This is a genomic window from Sediminicola luteus (genome assembly GCF_002514735.1).
Lineage (GTDB): Bacteria > Bacteroidota > Bacteroidia > Flavobacteriales > Flavobacteriaceae > HQA918.
The window spans coordinates 711,805-733,756 of record NZ_NBWU01000001.1; the positions used below are offsets into that span (position 1 = coordinate 711,805).

Annotated in this window: 16 protein-coding genes and 1 tRNA gene; 4 read left to right on the forward strand and 13 right to left on the reverse strand. The window is 41.9% G+C overall.

The genetic code is table 11. The annotated features are described in order from the left end of the window. The first annotated feature begins 7 nt into the window (after positions 1-7). Both B7P33_RS09765 and B7P33_RS09770 read left to right on the forward strand, forming a co-directional pair. Positions 8-81, forward strand: a tRNA-Asn gene (locus tag B7P33_RS09765). 333 nt (positions 82-414) lie between these two features. Next, a complete protein-coding gene (locus tag B7P33_RS09770) occupies positions 415-1,941 on the forward strand; it encodes a carboxypeptidase-like regulatory domain-containing protein (protein ID WP_097441782.1) in 1,527 nt (508 codons plus the stop codon). A gap of 95 nt (positions 1,942-2,036) precedes the next feature. On the opposite strand, the gene B7P33_RS09775 is transcribed toward B7P33_RS09770, so the two are convergent. Both B7P33_RS09775 and B7P33_RS09780 read right to left on the reverse strand, forming a co-directional pair. After that, the gene (locus tag B7P33_RS09775) at positions 2,037-2,414 is read right to left on the reverse strand and encodes a DUF423 domain-containing protein (protein ID WP_097441783.1); all 378 of its coding nucleotides are present in this window, start codon (positions 2,412-2,414) and stop codon (positions 2,037-2,039) included. A 3-nt stretch (positions 2,415-2,417) separates the two neighbouring features. Next, on the reverse strand, positions 2,418-3,317 hold the full coding sequence (locus B7P33_RS09780) for a Ppx/GppA phosphatase family protein (RefSeq protein WP_097441784.1): 900 nt from the start codon (positions 3,315-3,317) through the stop codon (positions 2,418-2,420). Positions 3,318-3,578: 261 nt separating this feature from the next. On the opposite strand from B7P33_RS09780, the gene B7P33_RS09785 reads away from it, so the two are divergent. Beyond that, the gene (locus B7P33_RS09785) at positions 3,579-3,968 is read left to right on the forward strand and encodes a response regulator (RefSeq protein WP_097441785.1); all 390 of its coding nucleotides are present in this window, start codon (positions 3,579-3,581) and stop codon (positions 3,966-3,968) included. Between the two features lie 93 nt (positions 3,969-4,061). Beyond that, positions 4,062-5,555 (forward strand): sensor histidine kinase, encoded by a 1,494-nt coding sequence (locus B7P33_RS09790; RefSeq protein ID WP_097441786.1) that lies wholly within the window; start codon positions 4,062-4,064, stop codon positions 5,553-5,555. Between the two features lie 2 nt (positions 5,556-5,557). Here B7P33_RS09790 and B7P33_RS09795 read toward each other — a convergent pair whose 3' ends face one another. The 11 genes from B7P33_RS09795 to B7P33_RS09845 form a co-directional block, all read right to left on the reverse strand. After that, positions 5,558-5,986, reverse strand: coding sequence for a hypothetical protein (locus B7P33_RS09795; protein WP_141402437.1), 429 nt, complete (start codon positions 5,984-5,986; stop codon positions 5,558-5,560). Between the two features lie 38 nt (positions 5,987-6,024). Then, positions 6,025-8,070: a S9 family peptidase gene (locus B7P33_RS09800; RefSeq protein ID WP_097441788.1), complete on the reverse strand. Its 2,046-nt coding sequence runs from the start codon at positions 8,068-8,070 to the stop codon at positions 6,025-6,027. A 100-nt stretch (positions 8,071-8,170) separates the two neighbouring features. Continuing rightward, positions 8,171-12,208 (reverse strand): DUF2194 domain-containing protein, encoded by a 4,038-nt coding sequence (locus B7P33_RS09805; protein ID WP_097441789.1) that lies wholly within the window; start codon positions 12,206-12,208, stop codon positions 8,171-8,173. Positions 12,209-12,211: 3 nt separating this feature from the next. Then, positions 12,212-14,197, reverse strand: coding sequence for a hypothetical protein (locus B7P33_RS09810; RefSeq protein ID WP_097441790.1), 1,986 nt, complete (start codon positions 14,195-14,197; stop codon positions 12,212-12,214). Further along, on the reverse strand, positions 14,197-14,958 hold the full coding sequence (locus tag B7P33_RS09815) for an endo alpha-1,4 polygalactosaminidase (RefSeq protein WP_172435913.1): 762 nt from the start codon (positions 14,956-14,958) through the stop codon (positions 14,197-14,199). Before B7P33_RS09815 ends, B7P33_RS09810 begins: the two co-directional genes overlap by 1 nt. 16 nt (positions 14,959-14,974) lie before the next feature. After that, positions 14,975-16,576: a hypothetical protein gene (locus B7P33_RS09820; RefSeq protein WP_097441792.1), complete on the reverse strand. Its 1,602-nt coding sequence runs from the start codon at positions 16,574-16,576 to the stop codon at positions 14,975-14,977. A gap of 1 nt (position 16,577) precedes the next feature. Continuing rightward, positions 16,578-18,116, reverse strand: a complete 1,539-nt coding sequence (gene pelF / locus B7P33_RS09825; RefSeq protein ID WP_097441793.1) for a GT4 family glycosyltransferase PelF — start codon at positions 18,114-18,116, stop codon at positions 16,578-16,580. A gap of 136 nt (positions 18,117-18,252) precedes the next feature. Beyond that, positions 18,253-19,122, reverse strand: a complete 870-nt coding sequence (locus tag B7P33_RS09830) for an endo alpha-1,4 polygalactosaminidase (protein ID WP_172435914.1) — start codon at positions 19,120-19,122, stop codon at positions 18,253-18,255. A 135-nt stretch (positions 19,123-19,257) separates the two neighbouring features. Beyond that, the gene (locus B7P33_RS09835; RefSeq protein WP_097441795.1) at positions 19,258-20,211 is read right to left on the reverse strand and encodes a hypothetical protein; all 954 of its coding nucleotides are present in this window, start codon (positions 20,209-20,211) and stop codon (positions 19,258-19,260) included. A 185-nt stretch (positions 20,212-20,396) separates the two neighbouring features. Continuing rightward, positions 20,397-21,218 (reverse strand): ZIP family metal transporter, encoded by an 822-nt coding sequence (locus tag B7P33_RS09840; RefSeq protein ID WP_097441796.1) that lies wholly within the window; start codon positions 21,216-21,218, stop codon positions 20,397-20,399. A 3-nt stretch (positions 21,219-21,221) separates the two neighbouring features. Then, entirely contained in the window at positions 21,222-21,872 is a 651-nt protein-coding gene (locus tag B7P33_RS09845; protein WP_097441797.1) for a metal-dependent transcriptional regulator, read from the reverse strand. Positions 21,873-21,952: the final 80 nt, after the last annotated feature.

A 21,952-nucleotide genomic window follows, 5' to 3' on the forward strand; every position in this document is an offset into this window, starting at 1 on the left:
CTGAAATTCCTCCTTAGCTCAGTTGGTTAGAGCATCTGACTGTTAATCAGAGGGTCCTTGGTTCGAGCCCAAGAGGAGGAGCAAAGCGAGTCAAAAAGCTGCACGGTAGGTGCGGCTTTTTTGCATTTATGCCTTGGGCGAGAAGTTTATACCGCATTTGGCGGTAAGCCCAAGAGGAGGAGCAAAGCGAGTCAAAAAGCTGCACGGTAGGTGTGGCTTTTTTGCGTTTATACCACGATTTCCTTTCCCTACCGTAACATAATATGGGTTGTTGCGTCTTGTTCGTACAAAACGGTTAATTGTAAACCCTAGAAATCTTAAGGAAGCCCTAAAAATGGCCTAAGGAAATGATAAGAATTCTTTGGCATCGTATTTGAAAGGCTACTTTGCATCAACAAAACGAACAACACCAACATGAAACATTCCGGTCTCATCCTACCGATCCTATTCACCTTATTTTCTTCGTTCATTACGGCGCAAACTACAATTTCGGCACGTCTGGTAGATTCCCTAAGTAAACGCCCTATTCCCTATGCTACCATTCAAACTGCCCATAAAAAAGGGGTAATCAGTAATGGGGAAGGGTTCTTCATTCTACAATTGAACGATACTGCCCAAATCGATTCCCTGTATATTTCCTGCATAGGTTATGGTTCCATTGCAAAACCCTTGATTCAGTTTCAAGACAGTATCATTTATCTTACCGAGAGTGCCATTGAATTGGATCAGGTAGTGGTATCGAACAAGAACCTGACCGTAGAGGAAATTCTGCAGCGGGTTAAAGACAGTTTGCCCAAATTGTACGATACCGGCTTAAGCAAAAAAAGACTGTTTTACCGAGACGCCTACCTACAACAGATAACCAAGGCCAACTACGATTTAAAAAAATCGACCATACCCGAGTTCAACAAAGCTTTTATAGACAGTCTGTTCGGATCTATACCCAAAAAACACGATTATTATACCGAAATCTTGTGTGATCTAAGTAGCAACCTCAATGGATCCGACCAAAAAATAGCTTTGATCAAAGCTTCTGAACTATATGATAAAACAGCCGAAATCGGTGTTGCTGCCCTAGAGGAAAAATTCAATACGGTTATTAAAAAACGAGTAAAACCCGATTCGTACTTTAAGATCAAATCGGGCATTTTCGGTACTAAAGTTGAAGGCGATGAACTTTTTGAAACAGAAGAAGAAAAGGCCGAATCGGAAATGCTGAAGGAAGAACTCGAGAAAAAGAAAAAAGAAGAAAAGGAGCGTAAAGCCAATTTCGCCAAATATCGCAGAAGACAATTGGGCGATATCTACAGTGGTCTCCTGGTTGGTGAAGAACCCCGATTGAACATTTTGGAAAAATCGAACCGTTACGAGTTTGTTCTCGATAACTTTACCTTCCTTGGCCTAGACCCTGTTTACGTTATTAGTTTTAGTCCAAAACGATCAGAAGATTATAAAGGCAAACTATATGTTAGTGCCGACGATTTCGGTATCCTACGTTTCGACTATGAAAATGTAAAATCGTTGCGATCAATAAAACTACTAGGCTTTTCCTATAAGGAGAATATAGACCGGGGTACGGTCTTTTTTCAGAAAGGTTACCAAGGTAAATATCAGTTGAAGTATTACGAAAGGGAAAGTGGTATGCTTACCGGTATCAAACGTCCTTTAAAGATTATTGAAAAGAACAAGCACGTAAAAGGGCGGAGAAAGCAAAACGAACTTTCGATGAAAATCGATTTTGCCCTAACAGGTTTCAACAAATATGAAGTTGTCGTATTTGATGCCCAACCCCTGGCCCAATCGGAATTCGATGGTATTACAGAAGATAATTCCGTGTTACCCACCTATATGCCCGCCTATGACCCCGAGTTTTGGAAAGGCTATAATATTATGGAGCCCAATCAGGCCATTCGAGAATTCAAAGCCCAGGAGGCGGAGTAAAGGCCTCACCCCCCATCTCTCCCATGCCTATCCCGCCAAATGGCGGGAGGAGATGGGTTTTGGCTATTTTACTAACCTTGAGAATAATCGACCTCCTAAATCATAAACCTATATACCAAAAGACCCCAGCCTAGCACCATAAGTAGGCCGCCCAGTGGGGTAATCGGGCCTAAGAATCGCCATTTATTGCCCTTGGCCCCGCTAAGGCATAAACCATATATACTGAACGAAAACAAAAGGGTCCCGAAAAGCAGACAATACACGATTCCTTTTTCCAAACCCGAGGAAAAGTGAAATAAATTACCTAAAACCACTAGGGTTATCGCATGGTACATCTGATACTTTACCCCAGTCTCAAAGCTTTGTTGCTGATCTACTGTAAAAATCTTTTTAAGCGCATGGGCGCCAAAAGCACCAAAAATTATGGCCAAAAGGCCTAAAAAGGCACCAATGGCAGCGGTAAACTCCGTCATTTTCTATTTCGTTTTTAAGCTATGGTAAAGGTTTTTAATAATGCCATCGGCCAGACCGATTTTGGGCACGTGTATTTTCTTGGCGCCGCTCCATTTGGCAGCCGATAGAAAAATACGTGTGGCCGGAATAATAACATCGGCCCTATCGGGATTCAAACCCAAAATTTTGATTCGGTCTTTATAGCCCATACTTTTCAAAAATTGGTATTGGGCATTGAGCCATAAGATGGATAAGGGTTGTCCCACTTTTCTGCCCGACATCTTATGTAGTTTATTGATGTTGCCCCCAGAACCGATTATAGATAGCTTACTTAAATCGGCGGTTTGGGTTTTAATCCACGTTTCTACCTCTTTCCATAAAGTTTTATCGACCTTATCTCGTAACAGACGAACCGTACCTATTTTAAACGATCGACTTACTAAAAGACGGCCTTGGGAAAAAATGGTGAATTCGGTACTGCCGCCCCCCACATCGACATACAAATACGATTTGTCGCGCTCAATGAGCTCATGTAGATCGGTAGCGGCGATTATCTGTGCCTCTTCCTTACCGTCGATAATTTCAATCGCCACGCCCGTTTCCGCTTTAACCAAACCACAAACCCCCCTACCATTTTCAGCTTCCCGCATGGCAGAGGTGGCACAAGCCCGATAATGATCTACCCCATGTACCTTCATTAATAAAGTAAAGGCTTTCATGGCATCGCACAATCTAAGCTGGTTCTCCTTACTAATAGGGCCCTGGTCGAACACATCCTTTCCTAAACGAATGGGAACGCGAACCAAAGCGCTTTTTTTAAAAACAGGGTCCTCGTCCGTTTCAATAATATTATAGACCAACAAACGTACCGCGTTAGAACCGATATCAATGGCCGCCAATTTATATAGCTCGTTGTGTAACATAGTCTTTCGTGAAAAACAAAAATACCATATAAAATAGGATAAGGCATCAGTAATCAAATCGCTCCCTAAACCTACTAGAATATTAGCCCTTTACTACTTAATTGTAATCTCATTCTTTCTTTTTGTGCTGTTTTGTAGCCACTGCTTGTAATCTTCAAAGAAAAAACTACTATTTACATGGTAATTCAACGGTAATTGGTATAATAATTCCGAAATTATTCCCGTTTTCATACAGAACCGAATGTTACTATATTGCTATAGATGTACAGTGAAATATTTCTAGTAGATGATGAAGAGCTAGTAAATACCATTAATAAATTCCAGTTAAAACGCTTAGGGTTCGATAAGGAGGTAACCTCCTATATCAATCCGGAGCAAGCTTGGGAAGCATTAAGGTCTAAACAAGATACACATCAAAAAATCTTGATCCTGCTCGATATAAACATGCCTGAAATGAGCGGGTTCGAATTCTTGGATCTGGTAGTTCGTCATGAATTCCCGGAATCCCTGGAGGTGGTCATCGTTACCTCTTCCGAATCACAATCGGACCGGGATCGCGCTTTGACCTATAAAAGGTATGTTAAGGATTTTATCCCAAAACCTCTCTCTTTCGAAAGATTGCGAGATTTTATGGTCCATAATAATGGATAAAATAATCCATTATCACCGAAAGTTTCATGTACTTGCTGGGCCGTAATTGTATTTAAATATTAAGAACCAACAGAAAACTGATTTACCAACCCTATGTCTAAAACCCAACCAACACGAATAACTGACAAAAAGTTCGCCCCTACCCAACCAAGGGCCATGCTCGAAGCCCTGATGGAGGGGACCAAACATGCCATTTGGTACCTCGATACTGATTATCGGTTTCTAGAAGGAAATACTGCCTTTATAGACCTTTACCTAAACTGTTTCGGTCAATTACCCGAAAAAGGTACCGCCCTCTATTGCGAAGCCTGGGAACAGTTTCCGCAACTAGGTTGTTTTGAAGACTATGAAAACGTTTTTAATGGAAATGGCGCAACAAGAAGCAAAACCGTAAAATTAGTAGCGACTGGCACCATCTATAAACTGGAGTTTCTTCCTATTACCGATACCAACCCTACTCAAGTACATGGGGTTTGTGTACAATTGAAAGATATTACCGCCCGTATTCGCTCTCGCCAAGAGCTGGAAGAATCGAAAACACAATTGCTGGAAGCCCAGGAGATCGGTGGCATAGGTAATTGGAACTGGGATATGGAAAACAACGAGATCAATTGGTCGGATCCCCTCTTCAATATTTTCGGATTGCATCCGAACGAATTTGATGGCAGCTATGAATCCCTTGTACGCTACATACACCCCGAAGAAAAAGAGGCTTTTCATGACGATATTAGACGTAGTATCCGTGAAAAATCGGATCATGACATTGTCTTAAGGATACTCACCCATAGTGGGGAGACTAAATACGTACACCAAAAAGGTAAGGCCTTTTATGACGATAATGGTTGGGCCTACCGAATGGCCGGCACCACACAAGATGTAACTCAGACGGTATTGGCCAATCAAAAAATAGCCCTTCAGAATAAAGAATTACAGCATTTCGTTCATGTGGTTTCGCATAACCTACGAAGTCCGATTTCCAATATTTTAATGCTACCCCAAGTTTATGTTCGGGGTAAACATCCGGCCAACGATGCCATAGTAGATCAAATGATCTATATGACCAAACGGTTGGACCAAACCATAAAAGATCTTAACCACACCCTAGAACTAAAAAAGGTGAACAAAGCCGATTTTAGGATGGTTAGCCTTCATAAGGTAATGCTCGAGGTTAAAAAACTATTGGACGACGATCTTAGAAAACACAAGGTACAACTGAGTACCGATTTTTCCTTGGCTTCGGATATACCTTGTTATCAAGGCTATATGTTGAATATTCTTTACAATTTGATCTTAAACGGTATTCGTTACAAGCAATTTGGAAAAAACCCGAAAATACATGTGAGTTCGGACAAACGGGATGGGAAACGTATCGTTCGGGTAAGAGATAATGGTATTGGTATAGAGCTAACCCCAGAAAGACGTAAAAAAATCTTTGAAATGTATGGTAAGCTCAGTGGCAAGACCAAAGGCAAAGGACTAGGGCTGTATTTGGTAAAGGCCCAAGTAGAGGCCCTAGAGGGCACTATAAATGTAAACAGTATACCCGGCAAAGGCACCACCTTTACCATGGAATTCAATGCTTTATAAGTTTAATTAACCGACTGTGGTAAACGAAGCTGAATAGTCTCAAACAATGCTTGGGTATCCAAACTGTCTCGATAATTTACGAATAAGCGTAGACTATCTTGATACACTAATTTTACTTTCGGACCCTCGGCCCGATCGAGAAATACATAAACGGTGGTACTATCTTCTAGGTTTTGATACACACCTTTTTCGCGGCCACGAACCGTAAACCCATGTTTTCGTTGCTTTCGGGGTAAACTATCGACCAAAACCACTGAATCGAGTTCAGTAAAGGCTATGGAATTTCGATAAAAACCCGAAGTCACCTTAAATTGATCGCGCTCTATCTGTATCCAGTTTTTGGTATGCGACAACAGGGCGGCACCACATAGTAGTACGGCCAATATCACCATAATCCATAAATACTTGCGCGGTTTTCTATAGGGTCTCATGCCTAATCTAACGTTTACGCCGGTGCTTTGTTGTAAGCTTATTCCTTTTCTTGCTCTGGGTATTTCTTAAACCAAGCCACGGTATGGGCAATTTTTGAAATCAGATTACTCGGTTTACGTGCAATACCATGGCTGGCCCCAGGTATCTCTACCAACACCGTTTCTACCTTGCGTAATTTCAAGGCATGGTACAATTGCTTGGCTTCGGACGGTGGGGTGCGCAGATCGTTCATACCCACCATGACCATGGTCGGGGTATTCACATTGCCTACCAGGCTAATAGGAGAGAATTTCCAGTAATTCTCGACATTTTCCCAAGGCTGGCCCGGATAACGGGTGTTGGCATAGTAGAAATAATTGTCGGCCACTAGGGTTTTCGAGATCCAATTCATTACAGGTTTGGCTACTACGGCCGATTCAAAACGGTCGTTTTTACCTATGATCCAAGCCGTCATAATTCCCCCGGCACTACCTCCGGTTACATACAATTTATCTTCATGGGCGATCCCTTTTTCGATACAATGATCCACCCCATCCATTACATCGTTATAATCTTCGCCAGGGTAATTGTTGTATAGTAGATTGGCGAACTCCTCACCATAAGAAGTACTCCCCCTGGGATTAGGATAGAATACAATAAAGCCTTCGGTAGCATAGAGTTGCATTTCGGCAGAAAAACGGTCGCCATAGTTCAAAATGGGGCCACCATGGTTTTCTACCATAAACGGATATTTTTTGGTAGCATCGTAATTTGGCGGATATACCACCCACCCTTGTATTTTACGCTGATCTACGGATGAGGTATACCAAATTTCCTCAACCTTACCCAAGTTTCGTTGATCTAACAGCCCCTGGTTTAGGTTCGTAATCTTTTGGGAACGTTTCGTTTTTACATTTCGAATGGCCAATTCGGCCGGAAACTCCGGACGGCTCATATTATAGGCCAAGCTGCCGTTATCCGCCACACTAAAAGAGCCCCCGGCATAGGGCCTACCGATAGAGGTGCCCCCCATACTATGGGCCATTTCGGTCAATTTACCATCCAAAGAAAGATACCCAATCTTGGAATTCCCGTTTTGATCATAGGCTACATAAAGCCCTTTCCCTTTGGAATCCCAACGTACATTGTAAAAACTAAGATCCAAATCGGACCCTATGGTTTTTTTGTTGTTCCCGTCACTATCCATAAGTTGGAGCTGGGTTAGCTGATAGGTATGCTTTTCTTTGATACCATACCCTAAATAGGCCACTTTGGATCCGTCAGGCGATACCAGTGGTGAATGGTCGGGGCCGTGCCTATCGGTAAGTTGGTCAATCGTCCCATCGGAAACGGATACCGTATAGATGTCGCTATTCCTAAAATCGTATTCCCAATCGGCCTTTCGGTTGGCCGAGAAGTAGATTCTTTGTCCATCGGGAGACCATGAAAGTTGTCCCCTATGATGAAAATCGCCTGAACTGATCTGGCGGGCCACCCCACCCGCAGCCGGAATGGTAAAAATATGGTTAAAGCCAGCTTTGATATAGCCACGGCCATCGGCCTCGTGGTACAATCGGTCGGTTATCCGAGCCGGTTCGGCCCATTTGGCCCCTTTGGGTTTGGCTGGCATTTTCGCAATAACCGGTGCCTTGGCCGGTACGTTCATGGAAAAAGCCAAGCTAGCGCCGTCTGGCGACCAAACCAATGAAGAAGGGCTGCCATTTAGTTGTGAAATACGGGCCGTTTTGCCACTGTCTTTCCAATATATGAACAGCTCGGCACCCTGATCGGTACCTGAGACAAAAGCCAAGCGATCGCCTTGGGGCGACCAACGGGGCGAAGATTCGCTTCCGGTCCTATGGGTCAGTTTTTGATGTTGGGTGCCATCGGTTTTGATCATCCAAAGATCGCCTTGGGATCTGTCTTTCAACTTATCAAAGCCCATGCGCCTATATACAACCCATTGGCCATCTGGTGAAATCTGTGGGTCCGAGACATATTGTAACCCATACACATCGAGATAAGAAAAGGCCGGTTTATCGGTCTGTGCGCTGAGCAATCCCAGCATACCGAAGAGCATAAATCGCAAAAGGAAAATCCGCATAACAAGAAAGTTTAGGGCAAATCGAAACAGGTAACCATGCCCAAATGAACAAGGCCTAAACTTACGATTTCAAGGGGAGTTGGGCAATGGGAACAGGTAACTATTTCATATGATACCTAAAACCGAACATTATACTATTTGAATTATAGCCTTCTAGGGTATACAGTTCTAATTCAGCTATTAGCTCGCCAAAAGGAACAATACGGTACCTAAGGTTACCTATATAGCTTTCGAAAGCCTCTTCATCGACTTCCCAATAATGGGCAGCTTGCAGACTAAATTGTATTTTATCGGTATCGTTCCCCATTCGGATAAGACCACCCACCCCGGCATACAAACGTTGATCATCCATCCAATAGGGAAACCCACCTCTGCGGTTTAGAGTACCCCAACCCACAGCTGCTTCCGCTAAAGGACCCGCAAAGAAATCCGATTTATCCCAAAATGAATATTCCCACCGGCTTACACCTAGAAAATCGAATTCAGCATCTGTATAGTAATTGGCTTCCCAAGAAAACACATAACGAAAATGCTTTCCGAAAGAAAATTCGTTTCCATTTTGAAGTTGTAATTGATAGAGATCCAAGGTATATCCAGGACCAGTTTTAACCGGATACCAATCCGCTTGAAAAGACCCAAAGTATTTTTCTTGGTTTATATCCAACGAAGCACCAAGTTGGTAATATAGATTATCGCGATCATCTTTTTCTATCCTCCCTTTGTACCTTACCACCTTTTTGGGATTTGATAAAGCTTCAAAGCCGTATTCAATACCCCATAAACTTCTTTTTTCATTTCCTAAGTTTGGCATTGACCCATTTACGGTATCATTAATAGGATCATTGGTAATATTTACGGGAAACAATTGGGAGTTGGTGGTTTTAACTTGATGGATATTACGTTTTGAACCATACCAAGAATATGACAACCCATACTCAGTAAGAATATTGGTTTCCCTATCGTTCAGTAAGGTATATTCACCTAACATATCATTACCTCTAGCCCAACGCAACTCTTGCTCCAATCTATCCTTGTCTTTTTTTGAAAGCAGATCGGGATATGTATCAAGGAATAATTTCTTTTTGGCTAGTGTTTCATTTGCCAGCTCCTTACCATAGGCCCTTCTTAACTCAAGTTTTGCCTTACCTGGTGGTAAAGGTTTGGCTACTGAAGCCGACTCGAACAACAAGCCTTTGTAAGATAACAATTGTGCCATATAAGCCCTTGCCTTGTTATCGTTAGGTGCTATTTTCATATGTCTGCTATAATACAGGCGCATACGATTGTATTCCCCCATTTCATATAGCCAAGATAACTTTGATGTGATAGGAAAATCAAGGGCACAGTCTGCCCATTCCAAAGCCTGGGTGAATTGTTTGTAATCGGCATACAAATAGGCAATATCAGAAGCCAATTTTTTTAGATCGGTTCTACAACTGGGTACAGTTACCAACTTGGTCATAGCCTTTTCCCGGTCAGTAGACATTAAATATTCGAGATAAAAAGGAAAATTCCTGGCCTCAATCCCCTCGAAATCACCAATTCTCAAATGCCATTCATCTATGGTGGCCTGGTCAATAGTTGCGCATCGGGCCCATTTTAAAGCATCGTAAATATGATCGGATTCGGCCAACACCCATGCCAAATCATTCGATAGGGTTGCATATCGTTGGTTACAAGGTTCCAGTGTTCGTATGGTTTCCAAATAACCTGGTACCCGGTAGTGCAGTATATGCTCTACATAGGCCAAGCCATAAGCATCCTCAGAAGTAAGGTCCACCAACTTTTTTAAAACCTGGGCAATTCTATTCTTGTTTCCTTCGGTATTAAAATCTGCTAGATAACGTTTTAATAATTCCGAATCTTCCGTATCCCAATCCATGGCCCTGACCAGCCAAAGTTCTTGTGTGGCATTATCTAAGAATCCGTAGTTATCGCCTAAAAACATGGCAACTTTTGTCAGTTCTAAAGAAGGGTATTCGGAATAATACTTATCCAAGGTATCCCAGAGCCTGTCAGGACGGTCGTCCCAACTTAACCATGTGGCATAATCAGCCCATTGTTGCTGCGTAAACCAAGTGCCCTTGTTCACGGCTTCTTCAAATATCCAAATGGCCGCGGGAACATCACCTTGATCGATTAGATCGTTCAGTTGGTCCAAAATAGGTTTCAGGGCCGCCCTTTCAGCATAAAAGTCGGTTTTTGAAGACTGTAATTCACTAATCAATACCTGATTACCCTTGTCGTTCGCCAAGCCGTTTATATTTGGAATAAAAATGGAAGGCCCCCTTGACTTGATGGTATACAAATGACCGTCTGAAAATTCACGCTTATCAAAAGCCAACCCCTTGTCAGTCAAATTTTTCTCGACTATTTTTTGTTGGGATTTAGGAAGGTAGCAAAACCAAAAATTACCGCTTCCGTTTGGTGCAGGCGAATCACCGGTTACCCCATATTCCTTAGGCCCCTCTAGATGAACATAGTCTGAATAACGCCAATCGCTAACTTTTTCCGATGCTTCTGTTGCCGCAAGGAATCGGGACATGGGATGTAATGATTTAAACTCGGCCATGTCTGCCTTAAATCTATCAAAAAGACCTACTTCCCCATTATGGGATTCCCATTTTAAGCCATACTTATTGCGAAACTCAAAATGACCTTGGGTTCCGGCAATCGCTCCTTCAGGTATTTGGAAAACATCGTCGGGATGTACGAAATGGGTCCAAATTCCGGTATACAAATACATAGATTCAACGGCCCACCAATCGTCAGGTTCAAGAAAGAAGCCACTACTGATACGGGGATAACCAAAAAACCAATTCACATAGGGGTCAGGGTCAAATTCACGATTACCTCCCACCTCTTGCTCCCCAAAATAGGTGCTTTGGATATATTTGATCGATGGCATGGCCTTATGTAATTGTACCAAACCAATGCTATCTATATAGTTTGATGGTGGCACATAGGATATTGGCATATTACCGAAGCCCGACAATTTCCATTTTTTTGAGGCCGCCTCCAAACCGGTTTTCATATATTCGGCCCTTTTCCAGTCACTTTGCAACAAAGAAACATGGTTATAGCCATGCAATGCCATTTCATGACCACTGTTTATAACATCTTGCCCCATTTGGGTGCTTTTCGAAATCAGCTTACCCCCATTATCCGTAGTTAAATTATTATCCCATTCGTTAAAAGTAAATGGTGGTGTAATATGCGTGTTATAGTCAAAAGCGACATAGGCCGAATAGGTTATATCTTCTTTTTGGGCGTAGGCTTTCATGCCAGGCCACCAAACTTTTTGTACATATTCTTCATTTGACAAACCCATTTCAGACTTTATAGGCTCTTGCATGATATCATAAAGGGGTGACGGAAAATCGTCCAAGAATATCGTTGAAACGTTGGCTACGGAATAAGGCACCCCATCCAAGCCTTGGAGTACCATACTGAATAGCAAGCCCCGATAAGATTTCTCAAAAACAGCCTGCGAATTCCAGAGTACTACCTTACCACGACCCAATTGTCTTTGGATTATGAGCGGATATTCCACTTCGGATTCTGCCGTTGCCATTACCTGATTGGTTTGCTCAAAATTAGAGATACCCAACCCATTATGGGCAACTTTATCCAATGACGCACGAAATCCGTTTCTTCCTGGAAATAAAGCCGATTTAAATCGAATGCCAAAAGCCACACTATCCCTACTGAAGTCACTTTCCGGTCGCATTCCTGTAATAAACATAGCCCTGGGATCGGTTTGGGCCTTCGTTACCACAAGGGTACCACCCCTACCGACGAAGGCCGTCAAGGAATCTATGGCATTATCGGTCAGGTCTGAGAAATCGCTTAGACAGACCACCCTACTGTTGGAACCGATACTACCATTCGAATTAAAAACTGCTTTATTCAGAATGCCAAATGGTAGTTTGGTATAGTCAGCAACCTTCTCCAGTTGCTTGGATTCTTTATAGTCTACAGCATTCGACGGATCTTGGATATACTGAATTATTGCGGGGGAGTTCCCTATTTTCGGAGGACTGAACGGTGAGCTGAAATTATAAAGGTCTTTCTGGCAAGCTGCCAAAAAAACACCGAGCAAAACCCCTATACCTAAGTTTCTTATTTGAATTACCATGCGCTACAGGTTAAAAATTAGGGCATTCAAATCACTGGAGTCTTCTTTATTCACTATCTCGTAAACCTGTAAATTCTCATCTTCAAAAAACGTTTCAATATGTCTTCCCTTTTTTCGTAAATTACGAAGTAGCTCCCCTATTCCCTCCCTAACTTCCGGAGGGGTGACCAAACCATATTCCGAGATACTCGCATCCGGTTTGGAAACAAAGACAAAAATACTGGGAGGTAATGCCGATTTAGGGTGGGCACGTAGATAATTTTTGTCATCCTTTATGGCTTGATACAAGGCATCCCGTTTCGGATAAGTATCCAAAAACTCGGCATAACCCATATAATGGTGTGATCCTTTGGCCAAGGTTAAACCGTAACCCTGATTTACAACACCATAGGAATAGGGCAAATTTCCCATTGACAAGGTACCGTAGGCTTTCAGTAACTCTTTTTTAAGCGGCTCTTTCTCTTTTAAAGAATACTCCGTACTTCCATTAAAAAGTAGTACACCAACCAAAATTAGGGACAATAAAGAAAGCCTTAGACTTTTTTTGTAACTGGAAAGCGGGGCGAAAACAATTTCCAAACAACTTCCTAAAACACGCAAAAACAATACCAACTGTAATACCAAGAACCAAGGTAGGCACTGCATTAAAATATCATTGTCGAACCAAGGCCAATCGATGTTTCTAAGCATTAATAAAATGGCAGTAAACAACATAAAGGCCAAAATCGCCCCCCATTTTCCCTTATCCCGGAAAAACAGAGGCAAGAGCAGCAATATGCCCAACCAGCCCATCCAATCGTAATATAGTAACAATTCGTCCAAGGTTACCGCCAACTGGGGAAAATAGGTATAGGTGTTCACTTGTATCAAATTGGTAAGTAAAAAGTCTAAAAAGACATAACCTTTGAACCAACTCATAAATCCATATAAAACCACTACCGATACGAGCCCTAAAGCATATGCCTTTGTTATTCTACCAAGCCGCTCTATGGGTGTTACCCTAATGATCGCCAATAACAACAAAAACAGGGGCATTATTATAAAGCCGATGAAAATACTTGTGGCGCAAATAGCGATCCCAACGGGCAATACAAAACCAAAAAGTGAAACCCCTTTAGGTAAAACCGTCGGTTTCCCAGCACTGAAATACATTAGTGGTATAGCCATGATCAATGCTAAAAACTCGGGATTATGTTTGTGCAACAAATTGATATTTAAGGGCAAAAAGCCATAACCAATGGCAAAAAGTCCGACGGCAAATAATGGTAAAACTAATTTTGACCCACTAAGTTTTCCTATTAACCAATACAACATTAAAACCAATCCTACATGCTCCAATAGACCAAAGGAACTCAATGCCACCTCTTGACTGATTCCCGTAATTTTCGCGTAAAAGTCTATTAGAATAGGTTCGCCCCTTACAAAAAGATCGTTTGCCACAAAAATGCCCTGATCAATGGATTTTACCCTTTCTAAGTCTTTAAGCCACAGGCCCGAAAGGGTATATAGGTCATACTTTAAGAACAAATAGCGAGATAGAAAGGTTAGCGCACCAACTAAGGCCAATACCAATACAATATAATTCTTAGACGCCTTCCAAAAAGGTTTCCGTTCTTCCCATAATTTTTCCTTACCCGGCTTTTTTTCAATGAAATCGAAAAAGGCCACCAAAAAAGGCATTTTTTTCCGGCTTAACCTGCGGTTTAGGTTCTTATAATTCTTAAGATCCAAATACTTGAGGCCTAGAAAAACCATAAACAAAAAAAATATGGTAAACAAATCGTAAGCCTTTAAGAATACCAAACAAAACAGTACAACTATCAAAATAGACATATACCTTGACAAATTGACAAAAGCCCAATCTAGATCGGTTTGTACCAATGGTTTCTTGGTAACCCAACGATAGAGAATAAAAAAACCAATGCCCAATACCGCCAATCGAAATGGGCCTAAAAGCATTCCATTTATGTTGGGTATACTCAATTCCATTATTCAAACTTGGGATTTTGGTTCAGATCGATATTGGCAACGAAAACATTGAAGTCCTTAGGTATGATTCTTTCGACCATAGTTTTAACCCTTGCACTTTGGGTGTATTCGACTATATAAATCTCTTTTTTGAATTTCTTTTTCACGGCCTTAAGTCTCTTGATTTGCTTTATCGCTTGCTCTTTAGAGGCCAATTCGTAAGTGCCCTTTTGAAAATCGAAAGCCGTAACAACCGATTCGACAAGGACCCCGCGGGTCAAAGGGCCAAAGAATTCCATGTTCCATAAGCCTCCATTCTGCAGCAATATAATGTCGTTTTTCAACTGGGTAGTGGCCCGAATCAAATCGAACAAACCCGACTGGATCCGAAACAACGGGCCCCATTGTGAAGCATTGTCCAGAGTATCGAGAAACAGTCCGTCAAACCCCTTGGCCAATACTGAATGAAAATATTGCAACAGTACGGAACGGCATTCTTCCATGGAAACATCGAGATAGTGACTATCCCAATTATCATTGGCACCTAACACAAAGTCAGAAACCTCCTCATAATAAGGAGCTTCTAAGTTAACCTCTGTACAACTCACATAGCCAATGACCTTTTCGTTATTCTTTTTGAAAAGCGCGATTTCTTCTTCTTTGTAGTGGCCTGGCTCTAAAATCACCATATCAAAACCTTGAATATGTTCAGGAGCCACCCTCCCGTAACATACGAACAGACTTTCTTGCGCCTTGGCCTGTAGTCCCAAGCAGAGCGGCATACAAAAAATAAGACTTTTAATACGCCGCATAATAATGATAATCCAATTCTTTAAAGAAGGCCAACACTTGTCTACAACTTAACACACCGAAGGTTAAAGCCCCCAATAACATGCCTATGGCACTGTACTCATACGACACCCATCTACTTAAAGCAAATCCAATTGTAAAATTTGTTGCAAAGCCCACCAATAGGCTAGTTAATGCGGGCTTTGGCTTATTCAAGGTGAATAAATACAATGAATTTAACATACCCCAGCTCAAGAACAAATACCCGATCACACCTATTAAACAGACTTTTAAACTTAAAGATTCCAAGGGTTCATCGAAACGCGATGTATACCCCATAGGGCTAGTTGCTACCCAATATATAAATGAGGCGGCAGCGACGGCCGAAACCACCAAAAGCCCCATATGCTTTAAGTACATTTGATGAAAAGCTTTATTGAATACGGCAACATCCAAGTAGCCCGTGTTTTTTTGCCTTATATCCATAAACTTACTAAAGGCGGCAATCGAAAATTCCATTACGCCTGCCAGAAGGAAAAACATCAGAATCGCCAAATCCATACCGATCTCATAGTCTTTCTCATAGAGCAGCATGAAACGATGGGTAATTCCCGTATTTGCGGTCCATGCCAAAATCCGATCAAGGAAGATAAAGGCATAGATACCCATTCCATAAAAGAAATAGGGATAATTTCTGTAAATGACCACTAATTTTTTGGGTTTTATATTTGGTTTTTCCAAGGCCTTTTTTTTCTTGAAAAGCCAGTACAGCAGTGTTTTAGAAACTACTATCGCCAATAAAATGCCTGTCCAGTGACTTAGGTAGACCCACACCCCCGCGGCATGTAAGCCCAAGGCGCATAAAGTGGCAATGATAACCGCCAATGAGATTCCCCAGCGTTGTTTCATGGTGTGGAACGGGGCCATAACTAATAATAAAAGGCCTATAAGAAAGGTATACACCACAACAACACATAAAAATGCGAATGGGTAAAGATTGAACAGAAAATTGATTAAAAATAAGACCACGAACATTCGAAGCATTCCTGAAACCCCTGAATATGTAATCTTGTCAACAACAAGTTTAGCTTTAGCATATTCGGCATGATCCCAATAAAAAGAGGCCTGCCTTCCCATAACCTGGACATAGCCCCCAGAGAAAACCAACCCTAAAATAACGCCTAACACTACTGCAGTTGACTGGATAATATTAAAACCCAAAAAAGTCCATAAGGAATAGCCAAACAATACAATCGCAGCGATTTGGATAAAAACCGGAAGGATGTGAAATAGGCCAAGCGGATAGTACTTACCCAAAATCTTGGCTTTGGTAATCAAGTAATCAGAGACCGGGATTTCATTTTGGTCGGTTTTTTTTACCCGCTCTTTTTCATTCAGTAAAACATTACCACCACGCTTTTCCTTTAGATCGGCATATATGCTACGTGCCAAATCGGTTAATGAAACGAAACCATAATCGCTAAAAACATCCTTATCCCTGATACCAAATGATTCGAGGCAAGCCACGACTTCAATGAAATTTACCGGATCCCCGATCTTATCAATAACATCTTGGGTAAGTGTTCTTACTTTTAAATGAAAATCCCCCATATTAAACGAATACCTCTTCTTGATTTAATTGGGGAATAACCCTTTCATGTTTTTCAGTATTAAGTTCGGCGTATAAGGACTCGAAATCGGAAATAAATTTATCGATAGTAAAAAAGGCCATCACTTTCTTTCTGGCCGATTCCCCCATTGACAAACGGATGGAATCGTTTTGCAATAAATGAACCACGGCTTTTGCGATTTCTTTGACATCCTTGGGCTTACAAACCACCCCACAACTAGGATCAATGGCTTCGGTTACCCCACCTACATCAGTGGAGACTACCGGTATACCACAACTCATGGATTCTATTACCGTGTATGGAAAACCTTCGGAAATGGAGGTTAATATAGAGAGGTCTCCTTCCAAATAGATTTTTTCCGGTCTGTTATGAAATCCGGCCAATACAAAATGATCTTCCAATCCAAGTTCCCGTATTAGGGATTCACATCTTTCGGTATATTCAGGTACCGCATCTTTATTACCGTAAACCAAGAAACGTACATCCGGTATTTTTTTACGTACCTCGTTACAAGTACGAATCATGGTTAAGATATCCTTTAACTCAAAAATTCGAGCAGCAGCGACTACAGTAGGCCTGGTACCGGTCCTTTGTTTTTTAGTGGGCTCGAATAATTTGGGATCTACCCCATTGTAAACTACCCTTATCCGATCTTTCTTTGCACCGTACAAAATTTCCCATCCCCGATTAAACTTACTTACCGTACTTATCAGATCTGAATGATAATACACCAAACGGGTTACCGCTTCAGAAAAATGAATTAGAAAACGCTTTAGGAAAAAAGAATAATCGGAAGTACCGATGGCAATCAAACGCTCACGAATGAACACCCCATGTTCTGTAAGCAGAATTGGAGTCCCAAACTTGTATTTTTGGGAAATGGCCGGTAATCCGGCGAAGCCTGCCATGGTTAAATGACTAAGATCGTATTTGGGAACCTCAATGGCCAAAGGCAATAAAAACCTGTACATCCATCGCATGGCCGTTGTCAAGTCTTCCAAGTTGGCCCTGCCCTCGCTGGGATCAGGATATAAATCAAAAACAACCTCCTTAAACGCCTTCCAAACCGATTGACTGGTCATGGTTTTTTTATAATCGAAACGTTGCCAAAAACGCCACATTCCCTTTAGCGCCTTGTCCAATTTCTTTGCAGATGGCTTTTCCTTGTATTGAAATTTGACAAACTTTTTAAAATAGGGAACAAACAACCTACGAATAGCTTCCTCGCTACTTCTTTCCCTTTTAAGTACAATTTGAGTATAGGGGATGTCATAATCGAGACAATCCATGGGTTCCTCCGGAGACCAAATAGGTACCTGGATAACCTTTTTAACGTTTGGACCTAATTCATACCTAGGACTAGGCTCGACCTCAGCATTGATCGCATAAATACCGAATTCCGCATTCTTAACATGGGAACAAAGATCATGGGCCCAAGTTGAAACCCCTCCACCATTATAAGGATACGTGCCTTCGGTAATTAATAGTACCTTGATTTTTGAATTGGTTGTTGGTGACATTCAGTAAATAGCAAAAGACATTTACAAAGAAACCATCTTTTGGTTTTTACACCCATTAAATCGGTTAAAACCCAGATTTCAACTACTAATTACCTTCTTCGAATTTCAACAAGCCAGCTCTTTTACCTTAACGGTTTCAATGTGTTCCCTCAAAATACTCAAAACCATCAATAATGTCAAGGTAAACCCCATCAAATCCAGCTTCCAAAATCTTATCCAAATAACTCGTTTTATTGCCAAGGATTATAGATTGCCATTCGGAGTGCCAATACTTTACTTTGTAATTACCCTCCCAATCCGGATTCTCAGCAGCAATCCATGTTGGTACTTGATCATCCCAATCGTACTCCCAGTAATACCTGTAATCTTCTGCTTCACCAATAGACATATAACAGACCACCAAACGCGCTCTCCCTGTTTTCGTTTGCGATAATCGAGATACTTCGTCCTTTGTCAAGGGCATATCACCAAAAAAAAGATCTATAATGAGTAAATCATACTCGGTAGCGGCCAATGCCTCTATAAAAGAAGTTCGGTCAGAATATGCGCTTGGATTTATTAAATACAAAAAATTGGATACCTCCGATAAGCGAAGTACCTTTTGCTTATTCACATTTGCTAACAACGGTACTTCGGTCAATTCCCTTGTTGCCGCACGAAAGCTAATGTACCCTTTCGCCAAATTATTTCTTCTAGCCTCTTCCTGTTTTGAAACTTTTGCACAATAATCCGTAACCAAAATGGTATTGCCAACGGCTTTGGATCTATCCAAATAAGACATTAGAAAACGAGTTTCTTTTTTAGGCGTGGGCTTGTCATTGCCGGCATACCCAAAAAACAAACTTTCTTGTCCATGACCATCAATGGCATTTAAATAAGGCTTGGATAATTTTCCATAAGGCTCACCATTATCCGTGACCAATTCAATGCCATTTTGAGGGATAACAACGAAATTTTCATTCTGACCTTTGGCATATTCACTTATGCGAATAACAAAATCGCGCATATATTGCCTATAGGGTAGTTCTTGGGCCGACATTGGAATGGCAATTAAAACCACCCAAAAAAGAAATAGCTTGTTCATAAGAAAATCGCTCCTTTCAAAGATAATCAATATGGGTAACTGCAAAATACTTGCCAATCAGGCATACAGCCCATAGAAATCCATGTTGCGGAAACGGGCCATATTGCCCCGTAGGGTTAGCATCATAAATACCCAAGAAGCGAACAAGGTGGCTATGATACGGTAATCGGCCCCAAACAACTGGCCCAAAACCATGCCTAGGGCCAATTTGGTCAATAAGCCAATACCAACGGCACGTAAAGGAATGTGGGCTATTTCGAGTTTAAAGAGATAGAAGCAATTCAGCAATCCCCAAGCCATAAAGAAGAACGACAGGCAGCTTAGCCCCCATAATCCTAAATCCACGGTATTATCGGGTAACATATCGGCCAAATGGCCTTCGAACGGAAAAGAGAAAAGCATGTATAGAAACAGCCCCATGGCCGAGGTCGCCCCCAGTAACATTTGAATCTGGTTTTTATATAGGTTGATGAATTCGGTATTGAACACCCTTTCATTCAAAAACCGGATATCGGTATTCTCTTTATTGATAAAATTCCCCAATTGTTTATTGGCCAATTCGATCAAACTTCCCAACAACAAAAACATAAGTAAGGCCAAGCCGGTTTCCTCCCCTTTAAAATCGAAGGAAGTAAAACCGGAATCGATCCATTCCAACACTCGATCCATAGCCACGAACACATATACCAAGAGTCCGAATATGATATAGGGATGTTTTTTATACCACGCTGTTTTAGGGGGGGCGTACAATCTACGTACCTTGTCTTGGGCCGATTTCTTTTTGGCGATATAATTCATGAGCAACCGCCCTAGCATAAGGGCCACCACCAACCCGATCCAATAGTAAAAATAGGTTTGGAAATGCGTATTCAACCTTACGATTACCGATACCGAAATGATGGCCAAAGGGGTTAAAATACGAAGCGGACGCCCATAGGACCTTGTTATGAATAAAAACAAGGACACAATAAGCAGGTGCAACAACACAATGTAGGTAATCTCTATCAGCATACGCGCACATCATTTGAAAATGGGACGTGCAACAAATAAATCACCACATACTCCGGGCTAAAACGAAATTAGGCCTACACCCTAAAAACTCTATAAAATACAAAGCTTACGGATGAATCCCCTGTATTGATCGATAAGCGGATAAGCCTCGTAAACCGCTTGGTCGGAAATTTGTTACCGATAGACTAGCCCAAGCCTACATCTAAGGTCATCATAACAATAAAACCGCCGATAAAACCCATCGTGGCTATGTCGGTATACTCATCGAGTTGGGTCTCGGGAATCACCTCTTCAACCACCACAAAGATCATGGCACCAGCAGCAAACGAAAGGGCATAGGGCAAAATGGGCTCAAAGGTCAATACGGCCCAGGCACCCAATACGGCAGCAATGGGTTCTACCAAGGCCGAAGCCTGTCCGTACATAAAACTCTTGGTACGGCTTAATCCCTGACGACGCAAAGGCATGGCCACGGCAAAACCTTCCGGGAAATTCTGTAGCCCAATACCCAAGGCCAAAGCTACGGCGCCTCCAATAGAGGCCCCTTCAAAACCAGCAGCCACCCCTCCGAACAGCACACCCACCGCCAAACCTTCCGGAATGTTATGTAGGGTAATCGCCAAAGTAAGTAAGGTAGTTTTATGCCAAGGGGTCTTTACCCCTTCTTTCTGGCTTTCCTTAAAATTAATGTGCAAATGGGGCAGTACCTTATCCAAACCAAACAAGAAAAGGGCGCCCAATAAGAAACCAACGGCCGAAGGAATCACTTTTACAAAGCCCTCACCCGGACTCATTTCAATACCAGGGGCCAACAGACTCCAAAAACTGGCGGCTACCATTACCCCGCCCGTAAAGCCCAACATGCCATCGAGTACCGCCCGGTTCATACCTTTGAACAAAAATACGAGGGCGGCCCCTGAGGCCGTAAGTGCCCAGGTAAACAAGGTGGCGTAAAAAGCCGCCAAAATAGGGTTGATCGATTCGAAATATGCAATTATCGATTCCATGGTCTATGAGTTTAAATATAGGTTGGATGCTATTTGATGGGAAATGGAAATCTCGCGGCCTTCGATCAACAGTGTCAAAGAACCGTCATACTCTTCCCGCTCCATAATTTTTATGTTATTGCCCAAGGCGATTTGGTGGCGGTCCAAGAATTTTAAAAAAGTGGCCGAACTGTCTTTTACCCCCACACAAATACCGGCTTCGCCCACATTCATTTCAGATAGCAATTTTTTTTCACGTCTTTCAAATTTTCCGTCCTTATCAGGAATAGGGTCGCCGTGCGGATCGTATTTGGGGTATTGCAAAAGGGCATCGAGCTTATCAATGAGCTTTTCGCTTTTAATATGTTCCAGTTGTTCGGCAACCTCATGTACCTCATCCCAACTAAAATGGAGCTTTTCTACCAAAAACACTTCCCAAAGACGGTGTTTACGTATCAAAGTCAAGGCCACGTTTTCGCCACTTTCGGTCAAAGAAACCCCTTGATAGCGTACATAATCCAACAATCCTTTTTCGGCCAATTTCTTTACCATATCCGTAACGGAAGAAGGTTTGGTAGCCAACCGATCGGCTATGGCATTGGTAGATACATAGCCATCGCCATCCCTACCTAAATGATAGATGGCCCGCAAATAATTTTCCTCGGAATGCGTCATGATGAATTAGCATTTTGACAAAAATACATTTTTATATGTAAAAACATATTTTTAGTTTTGTCTAAAAATTAATTCATTTT

Bases quoted from the DNA above. Each gene is read 5' to 3' on its own strand.
- B7P33_RS09810 (WP_097441790.1), bottom strand. From the start codon at position 14,197: ATGGAATTGAGTATACCCAACATAAATGGAATGCTTTTAGGCCCATTT.
- B7P33_RS09805 (WP_097441789.1), bottom strand. From the start codon at position 12,208: ATGGTAATTCAAATAAGAAACTTAGGTATAGGGGTTTTGCTCGGTGTT.
- B7P33_RS09840 (WP_097441796.1), bottom strand. From the start codon at position 21,218: ATGGAATCGATAATTGCATATTTCGAATCGATCAACCCTATTTTGGCG.
- B7P33_RS09795 (WP_141402437.1), bottom strand. From the start codon at position 5,986: ATGAGACCCTATAGAAAACCGCGCAAGTATTTATGGATTATGGTGATA.
- B7P33_RS09775 (WP_097441783.1), bottom strand. From the start codon at position 2,414: ATGACGGAGTTTACCGCTGCCATTGGTGCCTTTTTAGGCCTTTTGGCC.
- B7P33_RS09770 (WP_097441782.1), top strand. From the start codon at position 415: ATGAAACATTCCGGTCTCATCCTACCGATCCTATTCACCTTATTTTCT.
- B7P33_RS09820 (WP_097441792.1), bottom strand. From the start codon at position 16,576: ATGGGGGATTTTCATTTAAAAGTAAGAACACTTACCCAAGATGTTATT.
- pelF (WP_097441793.1), bottom strand. From the start codon at position 18,116: ATGTCACCAACAACCAATTCAAAAATCAAGGTACTATTAATTACCGAA.
- B7P33_RS09800 (WP_097441788.1), bottom strand. From the start codon at position 8,070: ATGCGGATTTTCCTTTTGCGATTTATGCTCTTCGGTATGCTGGGATTG.
- B7P33_RS09830 (WP_172435914.1), bottom strand. From the start codon at position 19,122: ATGCGCGATTTTGTTATTCGCATAAGTGAATATGCCAAAGGTCAGAAT.
- B7P33_RS09790 (WP_097441786.1), top strand. From the start codon at position 4,062: ATGTCTAAAACCCAACCAACACGAATAACTGACAAAAAGTTCGCCCCT.
- B7P33_RS09785 (WP_097441785.1), top strand. From the start codon at position 3,579: ATGTACAGTGAAATATTTCTAGTAGATGATGAAGAGCTAGTAAATACC.
- B7P33_RS09835 (WP_097441795.1), bottom strand. From the start codon at position 20,211: ATGCTGATAGAGATTACCTACATTGTGTTGTTGCACCTGCTTATTGTG.
- B7P33_RS09780 (WP_097441784.1), bottom strand. From the start codon at position 3,317: ATGTTACACAACGAGCTATATAAATTGGCGGCCATTGATATCGGTTCT.
- B7P33_RS09845 (WP_097441797.1), bottom strand. From the start codon at position 21,872: ATGACGCATTCCGAGGAAAATTATTTGCGGGCCATCTATCATTTAGGT.
- B7P33_RS09815 (WP_172435913.1), bottom strand. From the start codon at position 14,958: ATGCCGCTCTGCTTGGGACTACAGGCCAAGGCGCAAGAAAGTCTGTTC.